Source organism: Staphylococcus sp. EG-SA-17 (assembly GCF_017151845.1).
GTDB lineage: Bacteria > Bacillota > Bacilli > Staphylococcales > Staphylococcaceae > Staphylococcus > Staphylococcus aureus.
Genome location: NZ_JACVZO010000045.1, coordinates 1 through 10,814, shown reverse-complemented (window position 1 = coordinate 10,814; position 10,814 = coordinate 1). Strand labels below are relative to the sequence as shown.

Genomic DNA, 10,814 nt, shown 5'->3' with positions numbered 1-10,814 from the left:
GACCTAATGGCAAAGTCACACCATAGATTAATGGTTCTCCAATACCTAGGAAACCAACTGGCAATGCACCTTTTAAAGTATTACGTAATGTTGTGTTGCGTTTACATCTTACCCAAAGTGCTAATGCGGCACCTACTTGTCCAGCACCAGCCATCGCTGCTATTGGCAATAAGTAAGTAGCACCAGATTGGTTAATCATTTCTATATGAATTGGCGTAAAAATATGATGAAGCCCTAACATAACTAACGGTAGGAAGCTTGCACCAATGATAAATCCACTAAATACGCCACCAATACTAATAATTCCGTTAACTACTGAAACTAAACTGTCTGAAACAAAACCTGCTAATGGCATAAAGATAAAGATAGTTAATAGTCCTACGATCAACAATGCAATAGTCGGCGTTACAATAATATCAATCGCATTTGGCACAATTTTATGCAATCTCTTTTCGACAATACTTAAAATCCAAACGGCAAAAATAACGCCAATAATTCCACCTTGTCCAGGTTGCAATGGTTCTCCAGTGAAGACATTCATTAAAATATTTTTACCAGCAATACCCGTTAATAACGTTGTACCACCAATCACGCCACCAAGTCCTGGTGTCGCACCAAATTCTTTAGCCGCATTAATACCAGTGAAAATAGCTAAGTATGCTAACATACCGTCTTTAATGACATTAAATACTGTTATAAGTTGCGTAATCCAAGCACCTGAAATATAACCTGCCACCATTAAGTTACTCAGTACTGCTGCAATACCACCAATTAATCCAGCTCCAATAAATGCAGGAATCAACGGTATAAAGATATTGGCAATTGATTTCAATACTTTATTCGACTTACCATTCTTTTGTTTTGCTTTATGTGCTTCTTTATTCGCCTTTGCTTTATCAGCTGCATATGATTTATAGTCCATTTTTTCACTATCATTGTGATGGTGTGGTATTGGGTCACCTAGTTTAACACCACTTAATTCCGCCATATGATTAGCCACTTTATTGACTGTACCAGGTCCAACCACAACTTGAATGCGTTCATCGTGTATAACACCCATGACACCATCAATATGCCTTAGTTCTTGATCATCTACTTTATTTTCATCTAATACTTTAATACGCACACGTGTCATACAGTTCATGACACTATCTATATTATCCATACCACCTACTGCAGCAATAATTCGTTCTGCAAGTTGTTGTTCTTTGGTCATTTAAATCCCTCCTAAGGTTGTCTATCTCTGATTGCTCGTTTAACAATGTCACCATTGTTTAGTAACCGTCTTGTTGCTTCTTCCTTAGAAATGCCACACATACCCATAACTGTCGCAACTTTCACATCATGCTCAGATACCTGATATAACGCCATTGCTTCATCATATGTGATAGCACATATTTCTTGAATAATACGCACTGAACGGTCGATCAGTTTTTGATTGGTTGCTTTAACATCAATCATGAGGTTATCGTAAACTTTTCCGACACCAACCATTGTGATGGTTGAAATCATATTTAAAATTAATTTTTGTGCTGTACCAGACTTTAAACGCGTTGAACCAGTTAATACTTCTGGACCAACTTTAACTTCTACTGGATACTGCGCAATTTCACTTATAACTGCATGTTCATTGCATGAAATAGATACTGTTGTAGCACCGATTGTGTTAGCAAATGTTAAACCGCCTATAACATATGGCGTTTTGCCACTCGCGGCAATTCCTATAACGACATCTTTTGATGTTAAATCTATATTTTTCAAATCTTCTTCCGCTAATTTTTTGTGATCTTCCGCACCTTCTACAGCCATCGTCATAGCATGTTGTCCACCAGCAATAATACCTATAATTTCATGAGGGTCAGTATTGAATGTAGGTACACACTCCGCTGCATCTAAGACACCCAATCTTCCACTTGTACCTGCACCGATATAGATCAATCGTCCACCCTTTTTATACTGTGCAATTGTTTTTTTAATTACTTTTGTCAATTGTGGTATTGCCTTTCGAACTGCTAACGGGACTTGCTGATCTTCTTTATTCATCGTAATTAAAGCCTCTTCCACAGTCATTTCATCAAGATGCATCGTCGCTTCATTACGCGCTTCGGTCGTACTATTTTCCATCACTTCTTACACTCCCTAGTTTTTTGAAAATCAAATGTATCATTCGGCTCGATACAACTTAACAGTGGTAAGTCTTCTTTAATAATTTGTGCAACAACATTCACATTGTCATGTGCACTAAGCGTTTGTCTCACAATTTGCATTTCACCTTGATAACGTCCGTTATTCAAATTATCAACGGTTACTGAACCAATGCGTCGTTGCGTCGTAAACTGTGGTTGAATCGAATGTGGACATATTTGTCTTGACGTTTCCGAACGAATGACATTTTCCGGATTATCCGGGCGTACTTTATGACACATATCGAAAAGGTAAGTCACCGTCGTATCAAACACTTCTTCAATACATAACGTGAAATGCCTATGCTTGCAAAAATCTATAAGTTGTTTTGCCTGCCTCATTTCAATCAATGAGTCTCCAACTAACACTTCAGATACACCAGTTTCTTGTAGTAATTTAGCTGCAACGACAGGATGACTATGTCTCGTTGCTTCAATTGTTGGCAAGCCTTTATGCAAAGGACCTCGCAAACCACTCCCTACAATAAAACCATATATTTGTGCCTTTGGATTAAATTGAGAAATGAGTTCATTTTTCTTATTGACCAAGTCAACAGATAATCCCGTATCTGGTCTTGGATAATAGTTATGACAAAATGAAAGTAATGTAAAATCATTCAATTGTTGATGTAAGCTTGTTAACAATTCCCGGGAAATAATACTTGCATTCAAACAGCACTTTAAACCCTGTGCCATTATCGCTTCGATTGCCTCAATTGATGTACTATGATCGATACGAATCATAAATTGTGCATCATATTGCCGAAGATGCTCATAAAAAGATGGTGTTAAAATAGATGGATTAGCATCTATGAGGTAAGTCACTTGTTCATGTTTTAATAAATTGAGTAGTTTTGTGAAATAATGATATTTTGTCTCGTCATCTTCTTCTGGTATTTGTACAGATGTAAAAATCATTTGGTAACCTTGTTTAATCATTCGCTTAATATACGCTTCATCTAAAGGTTGTCCTAAATACACTGAAAAGCCTGTCAAAGTAGCCCTCCTTAACAATATAATTATTAGGAAAATATAGTTGAGTTGTGTAATCGCTTACATTTTACTATAAGAGAAAACACATTACAATATTAATCAGTTAAAGCCTGTTCATTGTAATAATCTTACATATTTTTGTCACAAGTTAATTATTACACCATCAAAGATTATCCTTTCTTTTAAGTGCTGATAATAGCTGCTATTGCTGAATTGTTACAACAACTTTTATACATTTTATTCAAGATTATCTTATATTATGTTTTAATAATAATCTGTGAACAATTAAGAGATTTGAAATTGAATTTAATAATTGTATTGAAAACGCATACTTCACCATGCTAAAATAGGAGTCGCAAACAAATAAGATTCAATAAGATGTGATGGTAAGCTAGATAAACTAACGTATCCGTTTTATATACTACTTAGTCAATTGCTTCTTTTACATTAATTACATACACCAACGTGTTACTAAGTAAGATTAGGCATGAGTTAAATTAAGCTGTGATGGTTACCAACACAGTCTATTTGCTCGTGCCTTTTTTATTGAATCTTAAATAATAAATACAACTTTGGAGGTTGGACAAGTGAGGAAGAAACTTTTCGGTCAATTGCAACGTATTGGTAAAGCGCTAATGTTACCTGTTGCGATTTTACCAGCAGCTGGTCTGTTATTAGCTATCGGTACAGCTATGCAAGGTGAATCATTACAACACTACTTGCCGTTTATACAAAATGGTGGCGTACAAACTGTCGCTAAATTAATGACGGGTGCTGGTGGTATCATTTTTGATAACTTGCCTATGATTTTCGCATTAGGTGTCGCAATCGGATTAGCTGGCGGTGATGGTGTAGCAGCTATCGCAGCATTCGTCGGTTACATAATCATGAACAAAACAATGGGTGACTTTTTACAAGTAACACCTAAGAACATTGGTGATCCAGCGAGTGGTTACGCTAGCATTTTAGGTATCCCAACATTACAAACAGGTGTGTTCGGCGGTATTATAATCGGGGCCCTGGCAGCTTGGTGTTATAACAAGTTCTATAACATTAACTTACCATCTTATTTAGGTTTCTTCGCTGGTAAGCGTTTCGTACCTATTATGATGGCTACAACATCATTTATTTTAGCATTCCCAATGGCATTAATTTGGCCAACGATTCAAACAGGATTAAATGCATTCAGTACAGGATTATTAGACTCAAATACTGGTGTTGCCGTATTCTTATTTGGTTTCATCAAGCGTTTATTAATTCCATTCGGTCTACATCACATTTTCCACGCACCGTTCTGGTTCGAGTTTGGTTCATGGAAAAATGCAGCTGGTGAAATTATTCACGGTGACCAACGTATCTTTATCGAACAAATTCGTGAAGGCGCACATTTGACAGCTGGTAAATTCATGCAAGGTGAATTCCCTGTTATGATGTTCGGTTTACCTGCAGCAGCTTTAGCAATTTATCACACAGCTAAACCTGAAAACAAGAAAGTAGTAGCAGGTTTAATGGGTTCTGCTGCTTTAACATCATTCTTAACTGGTATTACAGAACCTTTAGAATTCTCATTCTTATTTGTAGCACCATTATTATTCTTTATTCACGCAGTACTTGATGGTTTATCATTCTTAACATTGTACTTATTAGATCTTCATCTAGGTTATACATTCTCAGGTGGTTTCATCGACTACTTCTTACTCGGTATACTACCTAATAAGACACAATGGTGGTTAGTTATTCCTGTAGGTCTTGTATACGCAGTTATTTACTACTTCGTATTCCGATTCTTAATTGTAAAATTAAAATACAAAACACCAGGTCGTGAAGATAAACAATCACAAGCGGCTACTGCTTCAGCAACTGAATTACCATATGCAGTATTAGAAGCTATGGGTGGCAAAGCAAACATTAAACATTTAGACGCTTGTATCACACGTCTACGTGTTGAAGTCAACGATAAATCTAAAGTTGATGTTCCTGGTTTGAAAGATTTAGGTGCATCCGGTGTATTAGAAGTCGGTAATAATATGCAAGCAATTTTTGGTCCAAAATCTGACCAAATCAAACATGAAATGCAACAGATTATGAATGGTCAAGTAGTAGAAAATCCTACTACTATGGAAGACGATAAAGACGAAACTGTTGTTGTTGCAGAAGATAAATCTGCAACAAGCGAATTGAGCCATATCGTGCATGCACCATTAACTGGTGAAGTAACACCATTATCAGAAGTGCCTGATCAAGTGTTCAGCGAAAAAATGATGGGTGACGGTATCGCTATCAAACCTTCACAAGGTGAAGTTCGTGCACCATTCAACGGTAAAGTACAAATGATTTTCCCAACAAAACATGCAATTGGTCTTGTATCAGATAGTGGTTTAGAACTATTAATCCACATCGGTTTAGACACTGTTAAATTAAACGGAGAAGGCTTTACTTTACATGTTGAGGAAGGTCAAGAAGTTAAACAAGGTGATTTATTAATCAACTTTGATTTAGACTACATCCGCAATCATGCAAAGAGTGATATTACGCCTATTATCGTGACACAAGGAAACATTACAAACCTTGATTTTAAACAAGGTGAACATGGCAACATTTCATTTGGCAATCAATTATTTGAAGCTAAATAATGCTTACTATAAACAGGTGCGTATACCTTCATAAGGTGACGCGCCTGTTTTTTCTTTGCTATTGTATTTTGCGGTATCATTGATAGTTCGCTCTCCCCTTAAATTTTGAATTTTAAGATCATCAATTAAAGCCCCCCTTCATACTCATTTCCTAAAAAATATTAATTGTTCACTATCGTTAGCGTTTTCACAACAAAGTCAACTTACTTGACCTTACACTGTATTCGAGGCTATCATTTTAAGTGTAAATATAGAGAAAAGGTGGTTTTTTTATGAAACAACGCATTGGAGCTTACTTAATTGACGCTATTCATCGAGCAGGCGTCGATAAAATTTTTGGTGTTCCTGGTGATTTTAATCTCGCTTTTCTAGACGATATTATCAGCAATCCCAATGTAGATTGGGTAGGAAATACAAATGAATTAAACGCAAGTTACGCAGCGGACGGTTATGCCCGTCTTAATGGACTCGCTGCATTAGTTACTACATTTGGTGTTGGCGAATTAAGTGCCGTCAACGGTATCGCAGGTTCATATGCTGAACGCATACCTGTCATTGCGATTACAGGTGCGCCGACACGTGCTGTTGAACAAGCCGGTAAATATGTACATCACTCACTTGGTGAAGGTACATTTGACGACTACCGAAAAATGTTTGCACATATAACCGTTGCACAAGGTTATATCACACCTGAAAATGCAACAACCGAAATACCACGTTTAATTAATACAGCAATCGCCGAAAGACGCCCAGTTCATTTACATTTACCAATCGATGTCGCAATCTCTGAAATTGAGATACCGACACCATTTGAAGTGACGGCAACTAAAGATACGGATGCATCAACATATATAGAGTTATTAGCAACTAAACTGCATCAAGCGAAGCAGCCTATCATCATTACTGGACATGAAATTAACAGTTTTCACCTCCATCAAGAATTAGAAGATTTTGTAAATCAAACACAGATACCAGTAGCACAACTTTCATTAGGAAAAGGTGCTTTTAATGAGGAAAATCCATATTATATGGGTATTTACGATGGGAAAATTGCCGAAGATAAAATACGAGATTATGTGGACAACAGCGATTTAATTTTAAATATTGGAGCCAAATTAACAGATTCAGCAACAGCAGGATTTTCATACCAATTCAATATCGATGATGTCGTTATGTTAAATCATCATAATATCAAAATTGACGATTTTACAAATGACGAAATATCTCTACCATCGTTGTTAAAACAGTTATCCAATATTTCATATACGAATAACGCATCGTTCCCTGCTTATCATCGTCCAACATCACCCGATTATACTGTTGGCACAGAACCATTAACACAACAAACTTATTTTAAAATGATGCAAAATTTCTTAAAACCAAATGATGTCATTATTGCTGATCAAGGTACATCATTCTTTGGTGCTTATGATTTAGCATTATACAAAAACAATACTTTTATAGGGCAACCGTTATGGGGTTCTATCGGCTATACATTACCTGCAACATTAGGTTCACAATTAGCAGACAAAGATCGTCGTAACTTATTATTAATTGGTGATGGCTCATTGCAACTAACTGTTCAAGCTATTTCAACTATGATTAGACAGCATATTAAACCGGTATTATTTGTGATTAATAATGACGGCTATACGGTAGAACGACTTATTCACGGCATGTATGAACCTTATAATGAAATTCACATGTGGGATTATAAAGCTTTACCAGCTGTATTTGGTGGTAAAAATGTTGAAATTCATGACGTTGAATCATCAAAAGATTTACAAGACACGTTTAATGCAATTAATGGTCATCCCGATGTGATGCATTTTGTCGAAGTCAAAATGTCTGTCGAAGACGCACCGAAGAAACTGATCGATATCGCTAAAGCTTTTTCACAACAAAATAAATAATTTCATCGTATACAGGGTATAAGTTTAAGCGAATACTTTATTAAACGAAAAGGACTCTGATATAAGATGATTAATTTTAATAAAACCGCTTTAGTGTTAATCGACCTGCAAGAAGGTATACTTAAGATGGATTATGCGCCACATACAGCTGAAAATGTCGTTCAAAACGCTAATAAATTAATAGATGTTTTTAGAAAAAACAATGGCTTTATCGCTTTTGTTCGCGTGAATTTCTATGATGGTAAAGATGTATTGCAACCAAATGCAATGATCTCATTACCACCAAAAGAAGGCGACGACTACAGTCGTTTCCATCATTTATTAGACAAGAGAGATGACGATTTTGTCATAGACAAACGACATTTTAGTGCATTTGTAGGAACAGATTTGGACTTACAATTGCGACGTCGAGGAATTGATACGATTGTTCTTGGTGGTGTCGCAACGCATATTGGCGTAGATACGACAGCGCGAGATGCCTATCAATTAAACTACAATCAGTTTTTTGTTACAGATATGATGAGTGCACAAAACGAAACGCTACATCAATTTCCAATAGATAATGTATTCCCATTGATGGGACAAACAATAACTACAAACGACTTTCTAAATATATTGAACTAAACATATACTTCCCCCCTTCGATCATGTTGAGGGGGATCTTTATTTCACAAAGTATTAATACGTCGGGTTGTCTAACCTTCTATATTTAACATATTCTATATCTGTTAAATCGTTCTTAACTTACGCCCCTACTACATAAGAAACAGTATTTATTCCGGAATTTTCAAAAAATTTAGTATTTATTGCAAAATTATGTATCACTTTATGTTTAATTTTTGATATTATCTTAATTAAGTAGATTTTTATAAGTTCTAAAAAGGAGAACAAATACATATATGAAGAAGAAACTAACATTTAAAGAAAACATGTTTATAGGTTCTATGTTATTTGGTTTATTCTTTGGTGCCGGCAATCTTATCTTCCCAATACACTTGGGTCAAGCTGCTGGTTCTAACGTTTTTATCGCTAACTTAGGATTTTTAATTACAGCAATTGGCTTACCATTTCTAGGTATCATTGCTATTGGCATTTCAAAGACATCTGGTTTATTTGAAATTGCATCGCGTGTTAATAAAACATATGCTTACATTTTCACGATTGCCTTATATCTAGTTATCGGACCATTTTTCGCCTTACCTAGACTGGCAACGACATCATTTGAAATTGCATTTTCGCCATTTTTATCACCAAAGCAAATCACTTTATATTTATTTATTTTTAGCTTCGTCTTCTTTGTGATTGCATGGTTTTTTGCGAGAAAGCCATCAAGAATTTTAGAATATATCGGTAAATTTTTAAATCCGGTATTCTTAGTATTATTAGCAATTATTTTATTATTTGCTTTTATCCATCCATTAGGTGGCATATCTGATGCACCTATTAGTAAACAATATCAATCACATGCCTTATTTAACGGCTTTTTAGATGGATACAATACCTTAGATGCGCTAGCGTCATTGGCATTTGGTATCATCATTGTTGCAACGATTAAAAAGTTAGGTATCGAAAATCCAACTGATATCGCTAAAGAAACAATTAAGTCTGGTACTATCAGTATCATTATGATGGGGATCATTTATACCCTACTAGCAATCATGGGTACATTAAGTATTGGTCATTTCAAACTTAGTGAAAATGGTGGTATTGCCTTAGCGCAAATTACGCAATACTACTTAGGTAACTACGGTATTGTCCTGTTGTCACTTATCGTTATGGTTGCTTGTTTAAAAACAGCCATCGGTTTGATTACGGCATTTTCAGAAACATTCGAACACCTTTTCCCTAAAATGAATTACCTAGCGATTGCAACAGTTGTAAGCTTTATTTCGTTCTTATTCGCGAATGTTGGTTTAACTAAGATTATTATGTACTCAGTCCCAGTGTTAATGTTCTTATATCCATTAGCAATTGCCTTGATTGTACTAACATTATTTAGTAGCAAATTCCATCATTCAAAAATTATTTATCAATGTACCATTTTCTTTACAATGATTGCTGCATTAGTAGATGGATTAAAAGCTAGTCCAGAGTTCATTTCAAGCACATCATTCTCACAAACTTTGATTAATTTCAGCCAAAAATATTTACCATTATCAGACATTGGTATGGGCTGGGTTGTTCTCAGTTTGATTGGTTTCATTATCGGCTTCATTATTTTTAAAATTAAGCATCGTAAAATTCCACAAGCATAATACTATGCCACAGTCATATGTTAAACATATGCTTGTGGCATTTTTTATTCATACTACATTAAACTGCAATCGTATACATACATATCAATGATTATCCACAAAAAATATTAGTACTTTCATTTTACAAATCACATTAATACAAACACAACCTTATCTTTATATTATTAAATTTACATTTGACACTTATATTGAACAACTGTAATATATTAATATTAATTCTTTAAATTGTATAAATATAAAGGAGGGAGACCGATGAATTCAATCATTGAATTAACTGATTATTATAGCTCTAATAATTATGCACCACTTAAGCTTGTCATTTCTAAAGGTAAAGGTGTCAAAGTTTGGGATACTGATGGCAAACAATATATAGATTGCATCTCAGGTTTTTCAGTTGCAAACCAAGGCCATTGTCATCCAACAATTGTTAAAGCGATGACTGAACAAGCTTCAAAGTTGTCTATCATTTCACGTGTCCTTTATAGTGACAATCTCGGGAAATGGGAAGAAAAAATTTGTCATCTTGCTAAGAAAGACAAAGTACTCCCCCTTAACTCTGGTACTGAAGCTGTTGAAGCAGCCATTAAAATTGCTAGAAAATGGGGCTCTGAAGTTAAAGGCATTACTGACGGACAAGTTGAAATCATCGCTATGAATAACAATTTTCACGGTCGTACACTTGGCTCATTATCACTATCTAACCACGACGCATATAAAGCAGGATTTCACCCCCTACTTCAAGGCACTACAACAGTAGATTTTGGAGACATTGAACAATTAACACAAGCTATTTCACCGAATACAGCAGCAATTATTTTGGAACCAATTCAAGGTGAA

9 protein-coding genes are annotated in these 10,814 nt (G+C 35.3%); 5 read left to right on the top strand and 4 right to left on the bottom strand.

Annotation, left to right across the window (positions count from 1 at the left end; translation table 11 throughout):
- The 3 genes from IDG65_RS13490 to mupG form a co-directional block, all read right to left on the bottom strand.
- On the bottom strand, nt 1-1,216 hold a 1,216-nt coding region (locus IDG65_RS13490), incomplete at its 3' end, for a PTS transporter subunit EIIC (protein ID WP_206174158.1).
- A gap of 11 nt (nt 1,217-1,227) precedes the next feature.
- Nucleotides 1,228-2,124 (bottom strand): N-acetylmuramic acid 6-phosphate etherase, encoded by an 897-nt coding sequence (gene murQ, locus IDG65_RS13485; RefSeq protein ID WP_000432017.1) that lies wholly within the window; start codon nt 2,122-2,124, stop codon nt 1,228-1,230.
- Nucleotides 2,124-3,179, bottom strand: a complete 1,056-nt coding sequence (gene mupG / locus IDG65_RS13480) for a 6-phospho-N-acetylmuramidase (protein ID WP_052997583.1) — start codon at nt 3,177-3,179, stop codon at nt 2,124-2,126. The genes murQ and mupG overlap by 1 nt, the downstream gene beginning before the upstream one ends.
- Before the next feature lie 584 nt (nt 3,180-3,763).
- On the opposite strand from mupG, the gene ptsG reads away from it, so the two are divergent.
- Nucleotides 3,764-5,809 (top strand): glucose-specific PTS transporter subunit IIBC, encoded by a 2,046-nt coding sequence (gene ptsG, locus IDG65_RS13475; protein WP_001227727.1) that lies wholly within the window; start codon nt 3,764-3,766, stop codon nt 5,807-5,809.
- Here ptsG and IDG65_RS13470 read toward each other — a convergent pair.
- Nucleotides 5,788-5,889: a hypothetical protein gene (locus IDG65_RS13470; protein WP_000613046.1), complete on the bottom strand. Its 102-nt coding sequence runs from the start codon at nt 5,887-5,889 to the stop codon at nt 5,788-5,790. The two genes, ptsG and IDG65_RS13470, sit on opposite strands and share 22 nt — an antisense overlap.
- A gap of 192 nt (nt 5,890-6,081) precedes the next feature.
- On the opposite strand from IDG65_RS13470, the gene IDG65_RS13465 reads away from it, so the two are divergent.
- The 4 genes from IDG65_RS13465 to IDG65_RS13450 form a co-directional block, all read left to right on the top strand.
- Nucleotides 6,082-7,722: an alpha-keto acid decarboxylase family protein gene (locus IDG65_RS13465; protein ID WP_000813548.1), complete on the top strand. Its 1,641-nt coding sequence runs from the start codon at nt 6,082-6,084 to the stop codon at nt 7,720-7,722.
- 66 nt (nt 7,723-7,788) lie between these two features.
- Nucleotides 7,789-8,346: an isochorismatase family protein gene (locus tag IDG65_RS13460; protein WP_001557561.1), complete on the top strand. Its 558-nt coding sequence runs from the start codon at nt 7,789-7,791 to the stop codon at nt 8,344-8,346.
- 275 nt (nt 8,347-8,621) lie between these two features.
- Nucleotides 8,622-9,977 (top strand): branched-chain amino acid transport system II carrier protein BrnQ1, encoded by a 1,356-nt coding sequence (brnQ1, locus tag IDG65_RS13455; RefSeq protein WP_000728169.1) that lies wholly within the window; start codon nt 8,622-8,624, stop codon nt 9,975-9,977.
- 252 nt (nt 9,978-10,229) lie between these two features.
- A partial coding sequence (locus IDG65_RS13450) for an aspartate aminotransferase family protein (RefSeq protein WP_048537178.1) occupies nt 10,230-10,814 on the top strand: 585 nt, incomplete at its 3' end.